Source organism: Pseudomonas sp. JL3, assembly GCF_031570575.1.
GTDB lineage: Bacteria > Pseudomonadota > Gammaproteobacteria > Pseudomonadales > Pseudomonadaceae > Aquipseudomonas > Aquipseudomonas cucumis.
In genome coordinates this window covers 98119-117607 of record NZ_JAKWJK010000015.1, presented here as the reverse complement: position 1 = coordinate 117607, position 19489 = coordinate 98119, and the positions used below count along the sequence as shown (strand labels likewise).

At 61.7% G+C, this 19489-nt stretch carries 14 protein-coding genes; 2 read left to right on the top strand and 12 right to left on the bottom strand.

All coding sequences use genetic code 11. The annotated features are described in order from the left end of the window. Positions 1–7: 7 nt before the first annotated feature. The 5 genes from MMG91_RS22470 to MMG91_RS22450 all read right to left on the bottom strand — a co-directional run bounded on the left by MMG91_RS22470 (position 8) and on the right by MMG91_RS22450 (position 6502). Complete coding sequence (locus MMG91_RS22470) at positions 8–721, bottom strand: GntR family transcriptional regulator (protein WP_305502015.1); 714 nt, start codon at positions 719–721, stop codon at positions 8–10. Between the two features lie 94 nt (positions 722–815). Next, on the bottom strand, positions 816–2057 hold the full coding sequence (locus MMG91_RS22465) for a thiolase family protein (RefSeq protein ID WP_310660746.1): 1242 nt from the start codon (positions 2055–2057) through the stop codon (positions 816–818). Beyond that, a complete protein-coding gene (locus tag MMG91_RS22460) occupies positions 2054–3937 on the bottom strand; it encodes a feruloyl-CoA synthase (protein ID WP_310660745.1) in 1884 nt (627 codons plus the stop codon). The genes MMG91_RS22465 and MMG91_RS22460 overlap by 4 nt, the downstream gene beginning before the upstream one ends. Before the next feature lie 156 nt (positions 3938–4093). Then, a complete protein-coding gene (locus MMG91_RS22455; protein ID WP_310660744.1) occupies positions 4094–5542 on the bottom strand; it encodes an aldehyde dehydrogenase in 1449 nt (482 codons plus the stop codon). A gap of 129 nt (positions 5543–5671) precedes the next feature. Further along, positions 5672–6502, bottom strand: a complete 831-nt coding sequence (locus MMG91_RS22450) for a p-hydroxycinnamoyl CoA hydratase/lyase (RefSeq protein ID WP_038983132.1) — start codon at positions 6500–6502, stop codon at positions 5672–5674. 211 nt (positions 6503–6713) lie between these two features. Between MMG91_RS22450 and MMG91_RS22445 the strand changes: the two genes are divergently transcribed. Beyond that, positions 6714–7202 carry a MarR family winged helix-turn-helix transcriptional regulator gene (locus tag MMG91_RS22445; RefSeq protein ID WP_063340120.1) on the top strand — a complete coding sequence of 163 codons (489 nt, stop codon included), beginning with the start codon at positions 6714–6716 and terminating at the stop codon, positions 7200–7202. Positions 7203–7259: 57 nt separating this feature from the next. Here MMG91_RS22445 and MMG91_RS22440 read toward each other — a convergent pair whose 3' ends face one another. Further along, positions 7260–8570, bottom strand: a complete 1311-nt coding sequence (locus MMG91_RS22440; RefSeq protein ID WP_310660743.1) for an OprD family porin — start codon at positions 8568–8570, stop codon at positions 7260–7262. A 334-nt stretch (positions 8571–8904) separates the two neighbouring features. Between MMG91_RS22440 and mhpT the strand changes: the two genes are divergently transcribed. After that, entirely contained in the window at positions 8905–10122 is a 1218-nt protein-coding gene (mhpT, locus tag MMG91_RS22435) for a 3-(3-hydroxy-phenyl)propionate transporter MhpT (protein ID WP_310660742.1), read from the top strand. 49 nt (positions 10123–10171) lie between these two features. On the opposite strand, the gene MMG91_RS22430 is transcribed toward mhpT, so the two are convergent. The 6 genes from MMG91_RS22430 to MMG91_RS22405 all read right to left on the bottom strand — a co-directional run bounded on the left by MMG91_RS22430 (position 10172) and on the right by MMG91_RS22405 (position 19266). Continuing rightward, positions 10172–12595: an MMPL family transporter gene (locus MMG91_RS22430; RefSeq protein WP_310660741.1), complete on the bottom strand. Its 2424-nt coding sequence runs from the start codon at positions 12593–12595 to the stop codon at positions 10172–10174. Between the two features lie 52 nt (positions 12596–12647). Beyond that, the gene (locus MMG91_RS22425) at positions 12648–13751 is read right to left on the bottom strand and encodes a YCF48-related protein (protein ID WP_310660740.1); all 1104 of its coding nucleotides are present in this window, start codon (positions 13749–13751) and stop codon (positions 12648–12650) included. A 69-nt stretch (positions 13752–13820) separates the two neighbouring features. Continuing rightward, positions 13821–15182 carry a DUF1329 domain-containing protein gene (locus MMG91_RS22420; protein ID WP_310660739.1) on the bottom strand — a complete coding sequence of 454 codons (1362 nt, stop codon included), beginning with the start codon at positions 15180–15182 and terminating at the stop codon, positions 13821–13823. 15 nt (positions 15183–15197) lie between these two features. Next, a complete protein-coding gene (locus MMG91_RS22415) occupies positions 15198–16847 on the bottom strand; it encodes a DUF1302 domain-containing protein (protein WP_310660738.1) in 1650 nt (549 codons plus the stop codon). A gap of 102 nt (positions 16848–16949) precedes the next feature. Then, positions 16950–17717: a coniferyl-alcohol dehydrogenase gene (locus MMG91_RS22410; RefSeq protein ID WP_310660737.1), complete on the bottom strand. Its 768-nt coding sequence runs from the start codon at positions 17715–17717 to the stop codon at positions 16950–16952. Between the two features lie 73 nt (positions 17718–17790). After that, positions 17791–19266 (bottom strand): benzaldehyde dehydrogenase, encoded by a 1476-nt coding sequence (locus tag MMG91_RS22405; RefSeq protein ID WP_310660736.1) that lies wholly within the window; start codon positions 19264–19266, stop codon positions 17791–17793. Positions 19267–19489: the final 223 nt, after the last annotated feature.

Sequence of the window (19489 nt, the reverse complement as noted above, 5' to 3'; positions counted from 1 at the left end):
ATCGCGCCTATTCCGAGCGGAGAATGACCTTCATCCGCTCTTCGGCCGTCGCCGAGCCGAATATCTCGGCATAACGCAACGTGGCGTTGGCGTGCTCGCGCATGATCGCTTCGGCACGCGCACCCTGGCGGTTGACCAGGGCATCGAACACCGAATGGTGTTGCATGTGAGCGTAGTTGAAGCGTCGGTATTCCCGGACCATGTCGTTGCGGTCCACTGCCAGGGCTGTTACCGAAGCGAAGGGCAAATGATCGTTGCGCGCCAGTGCGTCGGCGATCGCCGGGTTGTGGCTGCCTTCGACAATCACTTCATGAAAACGCATGTTGAGATCGTGATAGACCTCCAGGTCCTCGATGGTCACAAACCCCTTGTCGAACAGCTGATCACCCTGCAACAGGCACAATTCAAGGGTCGCCCGGGCCTCGTCCGATAGCCCGCGCTCGGCGGTCTGACGCGCCGCCAGGCCTTCGAGTACGCCTCGCACTTCGACCGCACCGGCAATGTCATCGGGGCTGACCGAACGCACCTGAAATCCACGCCCGCCAAAGCGCACCAGCAAGCCTTCCTGCTCCAGCGTGCGGAACGCCATGCGCACCGGCATTCGTGAAACACCGAACAGTTCCGCCGTAGGGATTTCCATCAGCCGCTCGCCAGCCGCCAGCTCGCCCGAGGCGATCATCTTGCGCAACGCGACCAGCACCGTTTGACCGGGCTTACTCATCCAGGCAACTTCCAGAAAAGGTGGGTCTGCATAGTAACGCAAGACAGTGACGCAAGGATTGGGCTGGCTGCAGCGAAAGTCTCGGGGGTCTGCTTCAGCCTTGATACGCCGGATTTTCGATCAGCAGAGCCATGCCCTGCCCGCCACCGACACACGCGGCCGCAATGCCATACCGCAGATTACCCTCGCGCAATTGCCTGGCCAGGGTCAGCACCAAGCGCAAACCCGTGGCGGCCAAAGGATGCCCCAAAGCAATCGAGCCGCCCCGCCGGTTGAGTCGGTCACCGTCCAGTTCAAGCGCTTGGGCCACAGCCAATACCTGAGCGGCCTGGGCCTCATTGATTTCCAACAAGTCGATTTCACCAAGGGTCAGCCCACTGCGTTGCAGCAGCAACTGGATGGCTGGCGCCGGCCCTATCCCCATGAATTCCGGTGCCACGCCCAACACGGCACTGGCCCGCAAATGCGCCAACGCCGGACGCCGGGCCGCAGACGCTCGCCCAACCAGCGCGGCCGCCGCGCCATCGACCACCGCACAACTGTTGCCGGCCGTTTGCACACCGCCGGCATGCACCGCCCGCAACCGGCCCAAGGTGTCCAGATCGGTAGGTCGCGGATGACTATCGCGAGTCACGCGGTCTACGCCCCGTGGCAACTGGATACTCCGAGGCTGATAGCCGGCCAATTCAAAACGCTCATTGCCGAGCGCCACCAGCTCCGGTTCAAACCAGCCCTCGGTCTGAGCCTGCAGCGCCAGTTGATGGCTGTCGAGGGCGAAGCGATCCACCTCTTCGCGGCTCAGACCATGCCGCCGGGCCAGGTTGTCGGCGGTGGTGATCATGTCTACGCCCGGGGCCGGGTCGTAGAGGGCTTCCCAGAGAAAGTCCTTGAATTCCACGCCCACACCGAGCCGGAAACCACCTCGGTGGGTGTAGGCGGCAATCGGGTTGCGCGACATGGATTCGGCCGCCACGCACAGGGCCAGCTGCACGCCGTCATCCAGCTGCCTGGCGGCCTGCCGCAAGAGTTCGAAACCGGTGGCGCAGATGCGCTGCACGCCCAGTGCTGGAGTCTCTTGCGGCACGCCACTGTAAAGGCCGATATGCCGAGGCAGCAGGTAAGCATCAAAACTGGCCTGAGCCATGGAGCCGGCGAGCACGCTATCAACCGAGGATGGATCGATAGCGGCGCGGGCCAGCACCTCGCGCCCGACCTTGATCCCCAAGTCGATCGGCGAAACCTGGGCCAAGGCCCCGCCGAGATCGACCCAAGGCGTGCGCAGTGCTTCGAAAATGGCCACATCGTCAAAGCTCGAATACTGCCCCGCGCCACTCACGGCAGAGGTCCGGCACGCAGGATGGAAGGTTCTTCGCCGCGATACAGCGCCTCGACCTTGTCGGCACGCCACTGCAACACCGCGCGCTGGTTGATCGAGCCCTTGTCGGTGATTTCACCGCGGTCGATGGAGGCGGGTTCGTCGAGCAACGCGATCCATTCCAGGCGGCTGGCATTCCCGGTGGCGTCGCGGTTGAGCCGTTGCAGCCAATCGCCGAACCAATCTCGCACCGGCGCGCTGGCCAGGACTTCGGCATCGCTGGCGTGCGCACTCAAACCGGCCAGACGTCGGCATTCGTAAAGCCTGGGGAAGACCAGCGCACCCAGACACTCACGGTCCGGCGCCGCCACCACCAGGTCCTGAACATAGGGCGAGCCCTCGAGCACCGCGCGATTGCGCAACGGGCCGACGCTGACAAACACGCCGGAACTCAGTTTGAAGTCCTCGGCGATGCGCCCGTCGAACATCAGCCCCAGTTGCGGATCGCGGGCGTCGGCCAGTTTCAATGCGTCGCCGGAACAGTAGAAGCCCTGCTCGTCGAACACTTCGGCGGTCTGCTGTGGTGCACGCCAGTAACCCGGCATGATGTGCGGTCCGCGAAAACGCCCCTCCAGCTTGCCGTCCACCGGCACCAAGCGCACTTCGCAACCGGGTGCCGGCAGGCCGATGTAACCGGCCATGGACAGCGGCCCGGTGGTGAACGTGCAGGACGGGGCCGCCTCGGTCATGCCGAGCCCGGCCATCATGCGAATGCGTTCGCCACAATGCTGTTCGGCGATCCGGTCCAGGCGATCCCAAACGCGTTGGGACAAACCGGCGGCGGCGAAAAAGAACAGTTTCATGCGCGAGAAGAAACGTTCGCGCAGCTCGCCGTCCTGCTCCAGCGCGTTGACAAGTTCTTCCCAGCCCTTGGGCACGGTGAGGTACGCGGTGGGCGATATTTCCTTGAGGTTGCGCAGTGTTTCAGCAACCCCCTGGACGGTCGGCTTGCCGTCGTCCAGGTAAAAGGTGCCGCCGTTGTACAGCACGATGCCGACGTTGTGGCTGCCGCCGAAAGTGTGATTCCACGGCAGCCAATCCACCAGCACCGGAGGTTCTTCGCCGAACACCGGGAAAGTCTGCAACAGCATCTGCTGGTTGGCACAGAGCATGCGCTGGGTGGTGATCACTGCCTTGGGCAACTTGGTGGAGCCTGAGGTAAACAGGAACTTGGCGATGCTGTCCGGCCCGGTAGCCGTGAAAGCGCAATCGGCCTCGGCACCACCGGGCTGCGCCAGCAGGCTGGCAAAACTCACCTGATTGCGGCCCGGTATTTGGCCGCGCACGCTGATCAGCGGCGTTTCGGCCGGCAGCACCGCATCGATCGCCCGCTGATAGGCTGCGGCGTCACTGACGAACACCAGGCCCGGTTGCAGCAGATTGCAGACATGCCGCAGCTTGGCGAAATCCTGGGACAACAACGAATAGGCAGGAGAAACCGGGCAGTAAGGAATCCCGGCATACATCGCGCCCAAGGCAATCTGCAAATGCTCGATGTCGTTGCCCGAGAGGATCGCCAGCGGTCGTTCAGCCGAAAGCCCATAACTGAGCAGGCCTTGGGCAATGGCGCGGACGCTGGTCAGCATCTCGGCGTAACTCACCCGGCGCCAGTCGCAGCCGTTCTGGCGGGCAGCGATAAAGGTCTGCTGCGGGCGCACATGGGCCCAATACACCAGGCGATCCAGCAAGCGTGCGGGCAGCTCGGCCAAGGGTTCCAGGGAGCGCATATGCAGGATGCCCTGCTCTTCGCTGACCTCGACCGCAGGATGACCGATGGACACCTGGCGATAGCGCGGCGCTTTGGCTTCGGTCTGGGGTGGCGATCTGAATTCGGAACTCACGTGCTTGTCCTCCATCAAGGCACGCCACCGGCTCGCAGCGATGCGTTCAACCGGGGCATGGCAGCCTGTGGCTGCAGCCTTGTTATTGTTATATCTGGCCTGCACGCGGGCGGCGACCGCTCTCAAGCGCTCGTCGCCCGACGCTGCGGCGCCTGCTCAGATCGGGTAGTGCCGCGGTCCGTTCTGCAAGGTCACCCAGCGTAATTGGGTGAAGTGCTCGATGGACGCCTTGCCGCCAAAACTGCCATAGCCGCTGGACTTGACCCCGCCGAACGGCATCTGCGCCTCGTCGTGCACGGTCGGGCCGTTGATATGGCAGATGCCAGACTCGACCCGCTGGGCCAAGGCCAACGCACGACCGGTGTCGCGACTGAAGATCGCCGCCGACAAGCCGAACTCGGAATCGTTGGCCAGACGCAACAGTGCTTCATCGCCCTCGCCGCGCAACACCACCGCCACCGGGCCGAAGGACTCTTCGCGGTACAGGCGCATGGCATCGGTGACGCCGTCGAGCAAGGTCGGCTGCAAAATGCTGCCCTCCAGCTGGCCACCCGTGACCAGGGTTGCACCCTTGTCGAGGGCATCGTCGATCAACAGCTTGATGCGTTCACCGGCGCTGCTGTCCACCAGAGAACCGAGCACCGAACCTTCAGCGTTGGGGTTGCCGGCGGGCAAGGCGGCGATCTTTACCGCGAGTTTGGCGACAAAGGTATCGGCCACTTTGGCATCGACGATCAGGCGCTCGGTGGACATGCAGATCTGCCCCTGGTTGAAGAAGGCGCCGAAGGCCGCAGCCTCCACCGCTGCGTCCAGGTCGGCATCCTCCAGCACCAGGAACGGCGCCTTGCCGCCCAGTTCCAGCAACGCCGGTTTGAGATGACGCGCCGACAGTTCACCAACAATGCGCCCGACATGGGTCGAGCCGGTGAAGTTGACCCGACGCACCGCCGGGTTGGCGATCAGCCGCTCGACAATTGCCGCGGCGTCCTGGGGCGCATTGCTGATGACGTTGACCACGCCATCCCCGAGGCCGGCGTCCTGCAACACCTGGCCGATCAGCCGATGCACCGCCGGGCTCAGTTCCGAGGCCTTGAGCACCACGGTGTTGCCGCAGGCCAGCGGCATGGCGATGGCGCGGGTGGCGAGGATCACCGGGGCATTCCAGGGCGCGATACCCAGCACCACGCCGCAGGGTTGACGCAAGGCCATGGCGAAACTACCGGGCACATCGGAGGGAATGACTTCGCCGGTGATCTGGGTCGTCATGCACGCGGCTTCACGCAGCATGTTGGACGCCAGATGCACATTGAAACCGTACCAGTTGGCCATGGCGCCGGTCTCGCCGGCGGCCGCGATGAATTCTGCGCTGCGGGCCTGCAACTGCTCGGCCGCACGCAGCAACCGGGTGCGTCGTTCATTGGGGGCCAGGGCCGCCCAGGCGGGAAATGCCGCTTTGGCCGCGGCCACGGCGGCGTCAGCATCTTCCAGGGTGGCGGCGGCAACCCGCGACACGATTTCGCCGGTCACCGGATGACGCCGTTCGAAGGTTCGACCGTCTCGGGCGGGGCACGACTGGCCGCCGATCAGCAGGGGCACGTCCAGCATGGTGATTCCTCTTTATTGTCTTTATCGGGAATACAGTCGAGGGGCTCACAGTAGCGCCTGGGCGCCGGGGCGAACAGCTGGCGGACGCTCGATCGCCCGGCCAGCTCGCCTTGATTTCAACGCCGGAATTCAGCGTTTGTACGTCTGCAAACCGGGCTTGATGCTCTTGTCGTCGAGGAACTGCTTCATGCCCTGCTCGCGGCCACCTTCGGTGTCCAGCAGGCGTGACTGATCGAGCTTGGCGTAGAGGTAATCTTCGTTCTGCTCCCAAGTCAGCTCACGGCAACGCTTGAAGCCGTGCTTGGCCGCACGTAGCACCACCGGGTTTTTCTCCAGCAGGTTACGCGCCAGCTCGATTGTCACTTCACGCAGTTGCGCCAGGGGGACGCTCTCGTTGACCAGGCCCATCTCGGCGGCTTTCTGCCCGCCGAAGGTCTTGCCGGTCATGATGTAGTACAGCGACTGGCGATGGCCCACGGTGTCGGCCATGGCCTTGCTCACCAGGTTGCCTGGCGGAATGCCCCAGTTGATTTCCGACAGGCCAAAGGTCGCTTCATCGGCGCAGATCGCCAGGTCGCAGGCCACCAGCGGGCTGAAACCGCCACCGAAGCACCAACCGTTGACCATGGCGATGGTTGGCTTGGCATACATGCGCAGCAGTTTCCATTGCCATTGAGAGGCTTCACGGCGAATTTTTTCTTGCAGGATTTCCGGGCCGGCGTCTACTTCGCGGAAGTATTCCTTGAGGTCCATGCCGGCGGTCCAGGCGTCGCCCGCACCGGTCAGCACCAGCACACCGGCGTCCGGATCCTGCTCCAGGGTTTCCAGAACGTCGATCATCTCGCGGTTCAGGGTTGGGCTCATGGCGTTGCGTTTTTCCGGGCGGTTGAGGATGACCCAGGCGATGCCTTCCTCGATTTCCACTTTGACCGTTGTCCAGCGACCTTCGTAATTGCTCATGGCGTTGCTCTCTTGTTCTTGGCTTGACGATGGGTAAAAACTAAACCCGAATATTAGTTATGTCAATTAACTATTAAACCAATTAACCAAATGTTTTTCGTCCCGAAAACAGGCCCAACGCCCAGAGATCTGAAAGAGGTCATGGCTATCCCCGGCCAATCTCGGCAAACTAGATAGTCTTCTTAACCGCCAGCCGAGGATTCACCCTGTAATGGCCAAGTCTTCCAAGATTGCCGCCGCCCCCGAGGCCCCTGCCGACAGCGCCGAAACCCAGGCGCCGCTGGATTCCGCCCTGGACGATCTGATCGGTTACGCCATGCGCCGGGCGCAGTTGAAACTGTTCCAGAATCTGATCGGCCGGCTTTCGGCCCACGACTTGCGACCAGCGCAGTTCTCGGCCCTGGCGATCATCGACCAGAACCCCGGGCTGATGCAGGCCGACCTGGCCAAGGCCTTGACCATCGAGCCACCGCAAGTGGTGCCACTGCTGAACAAACTGGAAAGCCGCGCGCTGGCGGTGCGGGTGCGCTGCAAACCGGACAAGCGCTCCTATGGGATTTTTCTCAGCAAGACCGGCGAGGCTCTCCTCAAGGAGCTGAAACTGATCGCTGCCGAGAGCGACATGGATGCAACGTCCAACCTCGACAGCCAGGAACGCGAAGAACTGCTCAGGCTATTGAAAAAGGTCTATCAGGCCTGAAACGCCAATGCCGGCGCATTCCTGGGGAACGGCCGGCTTCATGACAGGTAAAACGACTTACCAGATCGGCACGGTGTAGAGCACCAGAAAGCGGGTCTGGTTTTCATCGCGAAACGCCGCGCCGGCGGGGAAGTCATTGCGATAGATCGACTTGCGCGCCATCAGCCCGACGTTCTTCAGCGGGCCACTCTGGATCACATACCCCAGTTCCATCTGGAATTCCCGCTCCTTGCGGTCATCGGCATTCAGCGCCGCCAGTTCGATATGGTCACCGCGCACATAACGTAGCCGGCTCTTCAGCCCGGGCACCCCGACGGCGGCAAAGTCATAGTCGTACATCGCTTGCCAGGTCCGCTCCTTGGCATTGAGGAAGTCCGAACTCATGGTCAGCTCACTCATGCCCATCAACTCGGTGCCCGACACATAAGGCGTCGCTGTATCTCCACTGGCGTGCATATAGCCCAAGCTCAGGCGATGGCCGCCAAAGCGATAGCCGAACAGTGCCGACAGGTTGCGGTTGTCCACCTTGCCGGCTTTGGCGCTGCCATCCTCGTCGCTGAAAAAACTGCGCAGATCGGTGGTCAGCATGCCCTCGCCGACCTGCAGATTGTGCAGCAAGGCCAGGGTGTTCTGCTGGTACAGGTCCGCCACTTCGGCGTGATACGCACGCAGACTGAGGTCCTTGTTCACCTGATAATCGCCGCCGACATAGGCCATGTGCGATGAGGTGGCCGCGCCGTTGAAACGCCGGTTCGGCGAGGCGATGCTCATCGGCTGGTAGTCGGTGGAATCACGCTTGTTGATGCGATCGATGTAGCCGGTGTTGAGGGTCAGCCCGTCGATGTCCTTTGAACTGAGGGTGGTGCCGCGAAAAGTCTGCGGCAACAGCCGCGACGGGCTGGCGAAAGCGAACGGCAGGAAAATCGACACATCGCCGGTCTTCACCGTGGTCTGGGCAAAACGCATTTTGGCGGTCATGGCCAGGCGCGAATACTCGTCCGCCGCGCGCTTGTCGCTGCTGGACACCGGCAGCAACTCGGTGCCGCTACGGTCCGGCGACGAGTCCAGCTTCACCCCCATCAGCCCGCGAGCATCCAGGCCTAAGCCGACAGTCCCCGGGGTAAAGCCCGACTCCACATTCATGATGAAACCCTGAGCCCATTCCCTGGCCGCGGTTTTCGCCCCGTCATCCTTGTAGTCGCGATCCAGGTAGTAATTGCGCAAGGTCAAGGTACCGTGGCTGTCGTCGATGAAGCCTTCGGCCAGCGCCGGGGTGGCAATCAAACTCAAGCCCAACAGGATCAGGCAAGGTGCGCGAACAGGTAAGGCTGAAGTCGCCGCAAGGGCGTTCCAAGGGAGCTTTGGCATGTTCGATGTCCACTTATTGTTGTTGTTTTTGAACGGGATCGTCTGGGTTGTCCCAGGGATCCCCGGCCAGAGAATGGAAACAGCTGAGGGGTGACGTCAATCCACAATGACCGATAAACGAACATTAATATTATTATCTATTTTTTAGATCCTTCTTAACCAATACGTCATGACGTTGATTTTAATAAGATAAATGCCATTTTTTGACCAAAAACCTTGGTCGTTCATTTTTTAGTTATCTTTGTTAATCTTAATTCCAGCCTGTCATCGCTTGAGGCGAGCAGGCTCGCGCTCACCCGTCAGCACACTCACAAAAACAATAATGAGGTTCGCCATGGACACCCCATCACGTCGTACGACGCTGACCATCGCCCTGTGTTTTATCGTTGCACTGATTGAAGGCTTCGACCTGCAGGCTGCCGGCACTGCCGCCGCGGGCCTGCGCCAGACCTTTGCCCTGGACCCGAAAATGATGGGCTGGGTGTTCAGTGCCGGCATCATCGGCTTGCTGCCGGGCGCCTTCTTCGGCGGCTGGATCGCCGATCGCATCGGCCGCAAAAAAATCCTCATCGGCGCCGTGCTGCTGTTCGGCGTGTTCTCGCTCAGCACTGCCTACGTCAGCACATTCTCCAGCCTGCTGCTGGCGCGCTTCATGACCGGCCTGGGCCTGGGCGCCGCCCTGCCCAACCTGATCGCCCTGTGCGCCGAAGCCGTGGGTGAGCAACGTCGCGGTACCGCCATCAGCATCATGTATGCCGGCGTGCCGTTGGGTGGAGCACTGGCGGCGGTGGTCGCCATGCTGTTCACCGATCATTGGCAGACGACCTTCATCATCGGCGGTCTCGCGCCCTTGCTGGTGGTGCCGCTGATGATCCTGTTGCTGCCCGAGTCCAGCGCCTTTCGCCAGCAACAAGGCACCGTCAACGTGGCGCGCGCCTCAACCGGCCAGGCACTGTTCGGCGAAGGCCGGGCTCGCGTCACCCTGGCGTTGTGGTTGAGCTACTTCTTCACCCTGACCGTGATGTACATGTTGCTCAACTGGCTGCCATCACTGCTGCTGGAACAGGGTTTCAGCAAACCCCAGGCTGGCCTGGTGCAGATGCTGTTCAATATCGGCGGCGCCCTCGGCTCCCTGCTCGGCGGGCTGCTGCTGGATCGCTGCAACGGCATCAAGGTGGTGCTGTTTGTCTATACCGGGTTGCTGACAGCGCTGGCGGGGGTCGGCCTGTCGGTGGGCATCGTCCCTATGGGCATCGCCGGGTTTGCCGCGGGGCTGTTTGTGATGGCGGCGCAACTGGTGCTTTATGCGCTGGCACCGCCGTCGTACCCAACCTCGGTGCGTGCCACCGGCGTCGGCGCAGCAGTGGCCATCGGTCGCTTGGGGTCAGTCGCCGGGCCCTTGGCCGCTGGGCAGATTCTGGCGGCCGGAGCCGGCACCACCGGGGTATTGCTGGCGACCTCCCCCGGATTGGTGATTGCAGCACTGACCATCATTAGCGTGATTGCCCGTTCAGCCCCACTGACTGTATCGATGGAAAAGGCCAAGGCCTGATTCCCGTCAGTTAAAACGCGAGACCTGTGGGCCCGGCGTGCCGAGCCCTTCAGCTCTCCTTGACCCATTGCACAAGCTGGCTCGTCTCAGGCTTTTTTGCGAAGACCTTCTGCGGCAGCAGCAGCCAGGCCAGTGCCGGCAGGAGGATCAAGGCGCCAAGCATGTTCACCAGGAACATGAAGGCCAGCAGGATGCCCATGTCCGCCTGGAATTTGATCGACGAGAAGGCCCAGGTCGATACCGCGACCGCCAGTGTCATGCCGGTCAGCAGAACCACTTTGCCGGTAAACAACAGCGCCTGGTAATAGGCCTGGGCCAGGGTGTCACCGGCACGCATGCGAGCCAGGATCACGCTCAACACATAGAGCGCATAGTCGATGCCGATGCCCACGCCGAGCGCGATTACCGGCAGTGTCGCGACCTTTACTCCCATGCCCAGACCCACCATCAGCGCCTCGCAAAGAATCGAGGTGAGCATCAGCGGCAGCATCGCGCAGAGGGTTGCACGCCAGCTACGGAAGGTCAGCAGGCACAGCAGGCTGACCGCGCCGTAGACCCAGAACAGCATCTCGTGCATGGATTTTTTCACCACGATATTGGTCGCGGCTTCGATTCCGGCGCTGCCGGCGGCGAGCATGAATTTGACCTCTGGCACCTGATGCGCAGCGATGAAGGCCTCGCTCGCCTCCACCACCCGATTCAGGGTATCGGCCTTGTGATCGGCCAGGTAAACGTACAGCGACAGCATCGAACAGCCCTGATTGAACAGCTCCCGCGGTGCACGGGTCTGCACGGCGCCCAGCGCGCCGTCATTGGGGATCAGCTCATACCATTTGAAGTTGCCTTCGTTGTAACCGGCCGTGGCGATCTTGCTCAGCGCCGCCATTGAAGTGGTCGACTCCACGCCAGGCAATTGCTCCAGTTGCCAGGCCAACGCATCCACCGCAGACAGGCTGGCGTAGCGCGTGCACTGATCTTCCGGCGTCTTGATCATGATCACGAAAATATCCGAACTGGCCGCATAGTTTTGGGTCATGAACAGCGCGTCGCGGTTGTAGCGCGAGTCGGCGCGCAACTCCGGAGCACCGGGATCGAGATCGCCGATTTTCAGGTTCAGGCTCACGGCAAAACCAAACGCTGCCAGCAGCAGGCTGCCCAACATCGCGCCAATGGCCCAGCGCCGCTGGGTGAACAGATCGAGAAAACGCCACAACGGATGCTTGATCTGTGCTTGCAGCTCGGCGGTTTCAGAACTCAGGCTGCGTTGCGCCGCTGCCGGGCTGACACCGATATAGCTGAGCAGGATCGGCAGCAGAATCAGATTGGTGAAAATCAGCACCGCCACGCCGAGACTGGCGGTGATCGCCAGGTCCTGAATCACCCGGATGTTGATCAGCAGCAACACGGCGAAGCCCACCGCATCGCAGAGCAAAGCGGTCATGCCGGCGGCAAACAGTCGGCGAAAGGTATAACGCGCGGCCACTACTCGGTGGGTGCCGCGACCGACGTCCTGCATGATGCCGTTCATCTTCTGCGCGCCATGGCTCATGCCGATGGCAAACACCAGAAACGGCACCAGCGCCGAGTACGGGTCCAGCTCAAACCCAAGCATCGCGAGCAGGCCCATCTGCCAAAGCACTGCCACCAACGAACAAGTCACCACGACCAGGGTGCTGCGCGCGCAGCGGGTGTAACCGTAAAGCACCACCACGGTCACCAGCACCGCCATCACGAAGAACAACAAGACCTGGGTCAGCCCCTCGATCAGATCGCCGACGATTTTGGTGAAACCGGTGATGTGGATTCGCAGTTCATTGGTCTGGTACTTGTCCCGCAGCGCCTCCAATTGCCGGGAGAACTCACCGTAGTCCAGGGCTTTGCCGGTCTGCGGACTGACTTCGAGCAACGGCACGAAGATCACGCTGGATTTGAAGTTGCCGGCGACCAATTGGCCGACCTCACCAGAACGGCCAACGTTGGTCCGCACCTGCTCGATACTGGCCGCCGAACCATCGTAGTCGTCGGGGATCACGGTGCCGCCATCGAGCCCCTCTTCGGTCACGGCGGTCCAGCGCGTGGTCGGGGTCCATAACGACTTCATGTAGGGCCGATCGACACCCGGCAGCAGATAAAGCTCATCGTTGAGCCTGGCCAGGGTGTCGAGGTAGTCCTTGGTGAAAATGCTGCCCTGTTTGACCTCCACGGCGATCCGCAGCGAGTTGCCCAGACCGCTCAACTCGCTTCGATTCTCCAGGAAGTTGGCGACATAGGGGTGCCCCGTAGGGATGGTCTTCTCATAACTGGCATTGATACCGATGCGCGTGGCTTGCCAACCGAGCACCAATGTCACCAGCAGACACAGCAGGATCACCAGCGGTCGATGGTTGAAGATCATTCGCTCGGCGAAGTTGCCTGAAGCCTGGTCAAAGTCTTCCAGGCGGCCGATCACGGTTTGGGTTTTGTCGTCTTTCAAGTCTGACTCCTGTTGCACGGGCCATGGCCCGATAGCGCTACACCGTGAAGTTTCAAGGTTTGGCGGAGGCCCGCGGATCCTGGTCAGTTGCCACGCCACTCAAACCGACGCTGGCCAGACCGCCGTCGGCTGTCTGTTGCACGGCAGCGACCGTCCCACCGCTGCGGCTCTGGCGCTTGTCGAAGCTGCGCCCCTGGTCATGACTGAACAAAAACTCACCGCTCTGGCTGGCCAACAACAAGCTGCCGTCACGCAGCTCGATGGCTGTCGCCAGTGTTGATTCGATGCCGGTGTCGAGGCGTCGCCAACTGCTACCACGGTCCTCGGACCACCAGGCGTTGCCGCGCAGTCCATAGGCAATCAACGCTCCGCCGCGGGTGCCGAGCAGACCGAAAAAGCTGCCTTCATAAGGTGATTTCAGGGCCTGGAACGAATGCCCGGCATCGGTCGAACGCAACAGCAAACCGCGCTCCCCCACCAGCAGCAGATCGTTACCCGACGCGCGGATCCCATACAGGTTCAGGCCCTGCGGATTGTCCACATGCTGCATCCACGGCCGCCAACTACGCCCGCCATCGTCGGTGCGGTAAATCTGGTTGTAGGCGCCAACGATGTAGCCATGCAGGCGGTCACTGAAGTACAGGTCGAGAAACGGTTTATCCGGCCCGTCATCCAGCATCTGCCGTGCCTGCGCAAGGTTGCTGGCGCCGCCCGGTTGATCGGTATCGCGCTCCGCGGCCTGCACCGCCAGCGCGGCGGCACGCTCACCGTCGAGTTGCTTGTGCCAGGTTTCGCCACCGTCCTCGGTGTGCAACACCACGCCCAGATGACCGACCGCCCAGCCCTGCTCGGCATCGACGAATTGCACCGCGGTCAGGCTGACGCTGACCGGCACACGGGCCTGGCGCCAAGTCATTCCAAAGTCATCCGAGAGCAGCACGATGCCGCGCTCGCCGACCGCCACCAGACGCTCGCCAGCCCGGGCCAACCCAAGCAATACCGCTCGCGCAGCCTTGGCGGTCGGCAGTGCCGGCTGCTGCAGTACCGCGAACGTCGCGGCCTGCGCAACCATGGACGTGCTCGCCAACAGGCACAACGTCAGCGCGCAGGCACTCCATCGCAGACCGAAACTCGCAAAGCTTTTTTCAACGTTCATGTCTTTATCCCGCCTGGAAAATCGCCAGCGACCGCGACGAGCTTTTCGCTCGTCACGGCGCTCCATGGTTCAACGCATGTTTTCGTTGGCCATGGCATCCGGTGTGTAAAAGGAAGCCGAAGGTTTTGCGATCGTCTGGTACTGGACCGCCAGATCGTTGCTCGAAGCGTTAAGGAAGTAGGCGCCAGTATCGAGGTTGTAGCTGCCCCACATGACTTGCGCAGTGAGCGCCGGCAGGTCCGGCGCCAACAGCGTCAGCGAATACATCTGCCGTCCCAGTTTGCCCTGGGCGTCATACCCGTCGACCATCAGGATCTGCCAGGAGTCCTCGTCGACGTAGTAGGTCCGATGCGGCACCACATGGCGCTTGCCGGATTTGAGCGTGGCCTCGACCACCCAGACCCGATGCTTCTCCCAGCGCACCAGATCAGGATTGAGAAAGTTCGGTTTGACCAGATCGTCGCTCTTGGCCAGGCCGGCGCGATTATTGTTGTAGGGGACGATCAGTTCTTTCTTGCCTGCAAGCTTGAGATCGTAGCGGTCGGTAGGCCCGAACAGCATGAACGCTTCGTCAAACAGACCGACGCCAGAGGTGACGAAGTCCGGGGTGTCGTAGGCAATGTTCGGCGCTCGGCGTACCCGGCGCTGGCCGACCAGATACTGCCAGGCCGCACGGTTGGCCGGGTCCATGTCCCAATGGGTCATCAGGCCTTCGCCGGCCTTGGATGACGGCAATTCGGTCAGCAGCTTGCCTACCTGGTACTTGCCGGCAAAACTTTCCAGGCTGCCGCTTTCGGAGTAGTAGGGAAACTGATAGCTGAACAGGGCTCGGGTCGCCTGGACCTTCTTGCCACCGGCGGTCATCAGCCAGGTATCAAAAGGTGCGCTGATGGTCTCGCCGCCCTGCCAGGACAACCGGTAGTTCCACAACACTTGCGCGCCGTTGTCCGGGATCGGGAACGGAATGCCGCCATAGGCGCTGGCGACTTTTTCGGTTTCCACATCCAGCGTGGCACGGGTGGCATTCTTGCCGGTGTTGTCATACACCCATTGCGGGGCCGCTGCCGAGCGATGGGTCGGGTATACATCCAGGCGATAGTCCGGGTATTTCTTCAACAGAACCTTGGTGCCTTCGGCCAGCACACTGGCGTACTGCTCCATGTTCGAGGCCTTGATTGAATACAGCGGTTTCTCGCCGGCGAATGGATCGGCACGTTTGTCGCCCGGTTTGTAGCCGGGCGCGACCTTGGTGTAACCGCCATCCCATCGCGGGATGCTGCCATCGGCATTGCCGGCGCGCTCGCCGCCAAGGGGCGTCAGTTCGGACTTCAAGCGTGCAGCCTGTTCAGGTGACACCGCTGCCTGCGCCAGGCTGATGCCGGCCAGTGTCAGGGTGAGGACGCAAGTGTTCAGAAAAGCGTTGTTCTGCATGGCGAATCCACCTTATTAGAATGAGGTTTTCACGTAGAGCGAGACAAAATCGCGGTCGGCCAGCGACTGCCCGTAACTGAAATTGCCGTCCTCGCGTAGCCCGGCTTTCGGCGCCCCGAAGAAGTTCACGTAGTTGAGGCCGACATCCCAGCGCTGCAGGTAGGTCGCCTTGAGCCCGACACTCCAGTCGCCGGAATGGGTATTTCCGAACCCCGACTTGTTGACGGCCGAAGAACGTCCATCGAGCACCACGCCCATGCCGATCGGCACGGTCAGGTCGATCCCGTCGACAACCTGGAAGTACGCAGGCTCCACCAGTACCCGCAATGCAGTGGCATCGCGCGTTGTGTTGGAATCCAGGGCCGCGGCGTTCTTGGTGACGCTCAGGGTGCGGTTCCACGCCAGCTCGGCCAGTGCCGAGCCGCCATCCCAAAAAGCACCAGGCGATAACAGGTAAATCGCCGACAGGTTGGCGTGAGCGGTTTTGCCTCGGGCAAACAATGAGTCATCGCCGCCATCGGCCTCCATGCCTGGGGTCACCACTTGCAGGTTGCTCACCAGCGGCGCATTCCAGCGCACGGAGGTTTCACCGGCAAAGTTGAACGGCCCATAGGCAGTGGAGAAGCTGACGCCGGCGGTCTTGATGTCTTCGGCGTAGACCTGACGATAGGAACTCAGGATCGGCAGCCCGGTGGCCGCCGCGGCCGCACCGTCGAGGTAGGCATACAGACCGATCGGGGCTTTGTCGTGATACTGCGCGGCGTAGAAACCCAGCTCCAGCTCGGTCCCGGTCGGTTTGAAGCGAATCTGCATACCGCCCTGCCCCGAGTTCCTCGGTTTCAAATCGCCGCCATTCACCGTGTCGTTGCCAAACACTTCGCGCAGCGAACCGCTGCCATAACCAATGGCATCGGCATCGCTCAGGTAGCTGCCGGCGCCGGGCAGATTGGAACGTTCCCACTCGAACTGGTAGTAAGCACCCACCGACAACTGCGGGTTGATCTGCAACTGCCCGGAGATCTGGTTGACCGGACGCAGGATCTCCTTGAACTGAGTCCCCGGCACGCTGAGCAGCTTGACCACATCGGTCGGGCCCTGGGCATTGGCAATGCCGTTGCCACCGTAGAACAGGCTTTCACCGTAAATCAGGCTGTGCCGGCCCAGACGCGCCACGCCCTGGGAGTCTTCGCCCAGGTCACCGCGCAGAAACACGAAGGCATCGAGAATTTCCGCGTCGCGACCATGGAGCTTGCGGGTTTCGCTGAGGAAATGCGGTTGCTCGCTGCTGTCGGTGTCCTGGTTGTAGATATCGTCGTACCAGGCCGCACCGCTCACACGCAGCCCATAGTTTTGGCGGCTGAGGTCCATTTCGGAAAACAGGTCCAGACGGTTGGAGACCAGGCCGCGGCTGAAGTTTTTATCGCCCTGACTCTGGATCGACGGGTACAGACCATTGGCGGTCGGCGCGTTGACCAATCGGCTGTCCTGACCGTGCAGACGCCAGGCCTGGCTGTACTTGATGGTGTTGTCCCAACGCAGTTTCCAGTCCGAATCCCCCAGGTCCATTTGCATGGCCTCGGCGCTTTCGACCATCACGCCTGCGCTGCATAACGCCAGAAACAGGGCGCAATGCTTGAAACGAAAGCAACGTTTAACGTTGTCCATGGACGCTCCTCATTATTTTTATTTTTGGCATGGCTTTGCACGCATGGCGCCAGCCAACACGCTCAGGCAAGCGGCTTGCGCCGCTGTCTACGGGTGTGCGTTTCAGATGTAGGTGGAGGCCAATCCGCCATCGACTGCCAGGTTCACGCCGTTGATCCAGCGCGACTCGTCGGCACACAGGAAAGCGATCACCGCCGCCACCTCATCGGCATAACCGGGCCGTTTCATGCGATGGGCATCGGCCTGGGTCCGTGCTTCACCCAGCATGCTCACGAAGTCGCCGAGGATGGGCGTGAAGACCGGGCCCGGCGCCACGCTGTTCATGCGCACTGAATGTTCGAGAAACCAGGGCTGGGCCTGCAGGTAGTTCCAGACGATCAAGGCTTCCTTGAAATACTGGTAGCAGGTCTCATCCAGTACCGGGTGCTCGGCCAGCCAGGCTTGTGCGGCGGCGAAACCTTCGATGCGCGCCAGCGCCTTGTGCAGTTCCAGGCGTAACGGCCACTCGGCGCCGAGGATCGAGGCGATATTGACGATGCTGCCGCCAGCGGCGATGCGCGGCAGCAATGCCTGGCTCAGGTGACGCAGCCCCAGGTAGTTGACCTTCGCCAGCAATTGCGGGTTTGCGGTGCCCGGCACCCCGGCGATATTGCACAGGCTGTCGATCCGTGCCGGTAGCTGCGGCAACAGCCGGTCGATGTTCTCGGCACTGCTCAAATCGCCCTGGACAAAGCCGTCCAGGGTCATGTGCGGGGCCTTCAGATCGAGGCCAATCACGTGGGCGCCGTGGGCGCGCAGCAGGCTTGCAGTAGCGGCGCCGATACCCGAGGAGACCCCGGTGACCAGCACAATCTTGTTGTCGAGTTTCATGTTGAGTCCTCTTATTATTTTTGTGTACTCGGTGGGCCGACCTACCTTATCGACCCGGTAAAAAAACGGCCCGTCAGAACGGGTAACGCGGCGCCTTATCCTTGACCGTCACCCATTGCCATTGGGTGTATTCATCCCAGTCGGCCGGGCCGCCTACGCTGCCGGCATTACCCGAGTTACCGCGTCCGCCGAAGGGATTGATGCATTCGTCGGCAACCGTCTGGTCGTTGATGTGCAGCAGACCGCAATTGAGTTGCTCGCCCATCGCCATCGCGTGCCCGACGGAAGGCGAAATGATCCCCGCGGACAAGCCATACTCGGTGCGGTTGGCCAGGTCGATGGCCTCATCGTCACTGGTAAAACTCACCACCGTGGCGACCGGGCCGAAGATCTCCTCGTCGAATGCGCGCATGCCCGGGCGCACGCCGGAAAGCACCGTAGGTTGGTAGAACAGCTGTTCAAACTCGCCGCCGGCTTGCAGTTTTGCCCCGGCAGTCACACTCTCCGTGACGATTTCATGCACGCGTTGTAACTGTCGTTTGTTGATCAAAGGCCCCAAGACCGCCTCGCCACGAGCGGCATTGCCGACCGTGATCGCCCGGGCTTTCTCTGCCAGCCGGCGGACCAGTTCTTCAGCGATCGATTCATGGGCCAGGATGCGTCCGGTGGCCATGCAGATTTGCCCCTGGTGCAGCCAGGCACCCCAGGCGGCATTGCTCGCCGCCAACTCAAGATCGGCATCTTCGAGCACGATCAACGAGTTCTTGCCGCCCAGTTCCAGGGCGACTTTTTTCAGATGACGCCCAGCCACCTCCGCGACCTTGCGCCCGGCCGCAGTCGAACCGGTGAACGCGATCATCCGAACTTGCGGGTCGCGGCACAGGGCCTCTCCGGCCACTGCTGCGCCCGGCAAAACCTGCAGCAACCCTTTTGGCAAACCGGCCGCCTCGAACAACCGGGCAATGATGAAACCGCCACTGACCGGGGTCTGCGGATCGGGTTTGAGCACCACCGCGTTGCCGGCCGCCAGCGCCGGTGCCACCGAGCGCAGGGAGAGCACCAGAGGAAAGTTGAAGGGCGAGATCACCCCGACCACGCCATGGGGCAACCGGCGTGCATAGGACAAACGCCCCGCTTCGCTTGGGAGAACCAGACCATGGGGTTGCGACAGCAGACCGGCGGCCTGATGCAGCAAGACGATCGCCTCACGAACCTCATGCTCCCCCTTGAACAGACTGCCGCCACTTTCCCGAGCGATGTACAGCGCCAGTTCGGCAAAGTGTTGCTGGGCCAGGGCTGCTGCTTTGCGAAAGATCTCTGCCCGTTCCCGTGGCCCCAATGCCGCCCAGGCCGGTTGAACACGAGCGGCGGTCAGGGTGGCAAACGCGATGTCCGCCGCATCGGCTAAACCGGTGACGGTCAGTACCTCGCCGGTGGCCGGCTCGATGACTCTGTTGACGCCGCCCAATGGACGTATCCAGTCGCCATTGAAGATGCGTTCGCACCACGGCTCGTCCCGCAGAAAATCAGATGGTTCACTTACCGACATTTCGGTCTCCCGGCTCTTGTGTTTGTCATTGCCTGACGCGGCCTCGCGAAAATGATGCAGCGTCTTGAAAGCACTAGAGCAAGGGCTGTGCCGACTTCTTCCGTTGCCACGCGCTTTAGGTAGCGAAGGCTCTGGCCTGAAGGTTTGAGAGGAGTACCGATGAAAAGGGCAAGGCGTTTGGCGCTCGGTCGACACCCGGCCACTTGTCCAAATGATAAAGTTA

What these genes read in the sequence shown, in the direction of transcription:
- MMG91_RS22470 (WP_305502015.1), bottom strand. Translation starts at nt 721, where the DNA reads ATGAGTAAGCCCGGTCAAACGGTGCTGGTCGCGTTGCGCAAGATGATC.
- MMG91_RS22455 (WP_310660744.1), bottom strand. Translation starts at nt 5,542, where the DNA reads ATGCTGGACGTGCCCCTGCTGATCGGCGGCCAGTCGTGCCCCGCCCGA.
- MMG91_RS22450 (WP_038983132.1), bottom strand. Translation starts at nt 6,502, where the DNA reads ATGAGCAATTACGAAGGTCGCTGGACAACGGTCAAAGTGGAAATCGAG.
- MMG91_RS22445 (WP_063340120.1), top strand. Translation starts at nt 6,714, where the DNA reads ATGGCCAAGTCTTCCAAGATTGCCGCCGCCCCCGAGGCCCCTGCCGAC.
- MMG91_RS22440 (WP_310660743.1), bottom strand. Translation starts at nt 8,570, where the DNA reads ATGCCAAAGCTCCCTTGGAACGCCCTTGCGGCGACTTCAGCCTTACCT.
- mhpT (WP_310660742.1), top strand. Translation starts at nt 8,905, where the DNA reads ATGGACACCCCATCACGTCGTACGACGCTGACCATCGCCCTGTGTTTT.
- MMG91_RS22425 (WP_310660740.1), bottom strand. Translation starts at nt 13,751, where the DNA reads ATGAACGTTGAAAAAAGCTTTGCGAGTTTCGGTCTGCGATGGAGTGCC.
- MMG91_RS22420 (WP_310660739.1), bottom strand. Translation starts at nt 15,182, where the DNA reads ATGCAGAACAACGCTTTTCTGAACACTTGCGTCCTCACCCTGACACTG.
- MMG91_RS22415 (WP_310660738.1), bottom strand. Translation starts at nt 16,847, where the DNA reads ATGGACAACGTTAAACGTTGCTTTCGTTTCAAGCATTGCGCCCTGTTT.
- MMG91_RS22410 (WP_310660737.1), bottom strand. Translation starts at nt 17,717, where the DNA reads ATGAAACTCGACAACAAGATTGTGCTGGTCACCGGGGTCTCCTCGGGT.
- MMG91_RS22405 (WP_310660736.1), bottom strand. Translation starts at nt 19,266, where the DNA reads ATGTCGGTAAGTGAACCATCTGATTTTCTGCGGGACGAGCCGTGGTGC.